This is a genomic window from Moorena sp. SIO4A1, assembly GCF_010672065.1.
Classification (GTDB): domain Bacteria; phylum Cyanobacteriota; class Cyanobacteriia; order Cyanobacteriales; family Coleofasciculaceae; genus Moorena.
Window position 1 is genome coordinate 1 of record NZ_JAAHHX010000924.1, and the last position, 1,171, is coordinate 1,171.

Sequence of the window (1,171 nt, forward strand, 5' to 3'; positions counted from 1 at the left end):
TAACTGAACCATAGGTTTCTAACTTTGGTGTATTCCATTCCTGTTTCATCTCATTAACTCCTTTTTTTTGAATAATTCAACAAGCAAAATAACCCTTATTTGTCAGCAGTAAAGAACCGCGAACATCTTCTTCCACGACCTTTACTAACTCTGATAACAAGCTCAAGTTGCGAGGCCGCCGTAAACAAATCACTTCGCAAGATTGAGCAAGACTAGCACAGCTTTCAAACTGCATCACCTCCCCAGAACTAAATAACTTCATCAACTCCGAATGCTGCATCAAAGCTATTAGTTTTGCTTGCTTTTTCATCGGCTCGCACTTTACCTCGGATCCAGAAGCCAATAAATAAATCCGACTAATCGGTAACGATCTTTGCGGAAAATTTCGTCTTAACCGCAAACCCCGCTTTTCTAACTTTGGATGCAACTGCCACAGGGACTCCCAATCATAACCCAGTACTTCTGCTACCTCCCGACTGATCTTAATTTGAGGAAATCCAGGCGCAAGCATAGCTTTGCCCTCCTCCCAGCTCACTGGAGCTATATCATCGGCAACAACTGCATATCCCTGGGCCTGCAATGCTGCAGCAATCGTTGACTTTCCCTCACCAGAGTTGCCCAAGAACAAAACAGCTTTGCCATCTATTTCTACCGCACTAGCATGAAGTACTAACGGGCTCCGCTGTTGCAGCAAAATCGCCATTACGGTACCCACCAACGCCAGTCGCAGCTTTAACTCATCCACATCCGGTGCTGGAATGACGACAATCTTGCATCCCCCTTGCACCAAAAACACACCTGCCTCCTTGACATAGACGACCGCTTCCTTCCTTTCTACTTGAAGTGCTAAGGGCTGCTCGATTACCTCCTGGGGTACATAGTCAAACACAGAACCCACCTGATCGATAGTGATAGTGACATCGCTCTTATCCTCTGCGGGCACAAACTCCGGAATCGGTAGCACTGAGCGAATCCCTAACCCATAAGCGACGTAGGAAAACCAATTAGAGTCCCTGTGACCTAAAACGTTAGTAAATGGCAACATAAGTCTGGAAGAGTATAGTTTAAAAGTAGCTTTGTTTACTCCCAACCTTGTCTTGATGCAGTCGCTCATGGGTGAAACCACGGCAGTCGCTCATGGGGGAGACCCCCAAGACCGCGCTGCCTCCCC

The 1,171-nt window shown here is 46.9% G+C and carries 1 protein-coding gene; it reads right to left on the minus strand.

Going from position 1 to position 1,171, the window contains the following annotated elements; genetic code table 11:
* Window positions 1–76: 76 nt before the first annotated feature.
* Window positions 77–1,045 carry a hypothetical protein gene (locus tag F6K53_RS44140; protein ID WP_293087207.1) on the minus strand — a complete coding sequence of 323 codons (969 nt, stop codon included), beginning with the start codon at window positions 1,043–1,045 and terminating at the stop codon, window positions 77–79.
* Between the last annotated feature and the right edge of the window lie 126 nt (window positions 1,046–1,171).

Coding starts and splice junctions, on each gene's coding strand:
- F6K53_RS44140 (WP_293087207.1), bottom strand. CDS start 1,045: ATGTTGCCATTTACTAACGTTTTAGGTCACAGGGACTCTAATTGGTTT.